Origin of the sequence: Nonomuraea sp. PA05 (assembly GCF_008086045.1) — a bacterium.
Classification (GTDB): Bacteria; Actinomycetota; Actinomycetes; order Streptosporangiales; family Streptosporangiaceae; genus Nonomuraea; species Nonomuraea monospora.
This window is the reverse complement of the sequence record NZ_VSEY01000127.1, coordinates 1-293: the sequence shown is the minus strand read 5'-3', so window position 1 is coordinate 293 and position 293 is coordinate 1. Positions and strand designations below refer to the sequence as shown.

Sequence of the window (293 nt, the reverse complement as noted above, 5' to 3'; positions counted from 1 at the left end):
TGGTGTCCGGAGTGGCGGCGTCGCCTGGCCAGGCAGCCTCTGGGTTGTGGACGTTGTCGTCCACGCAGCCGTCGTTCTCGGGTTATGGGGCGGATCCGGAGTCGCGGCCGTTGCGGTTGGAGGCGCAGGTCGAGCATGATCCGTCGGCGGCCGGTCAGGGTTCGGGGTTGATCTGGTCCGGCACGGGTGAGACTTACGGCGGCGCCTGCACCGCGTCCGTCAAGTGCTGGGTGCAGTCGCCGGTGGTGACGGCCGGGAAGCTCAAGGACGGATGGCTCATCCGCTGGCGGGTC

General features: G+C 69.3%; 1 protein-coding gene. It reads left to right on the top strand.

The features are described from left to right. Positions 1-53 precede the first annotated feature (53 nt). Positions 54-293: hypothetical protein (locus tag FXF51_RS62330; RefSeq protein ID WP_222872003.1), on the top strand; the 240-nt coding region annotated here is incomplete at its 3' end.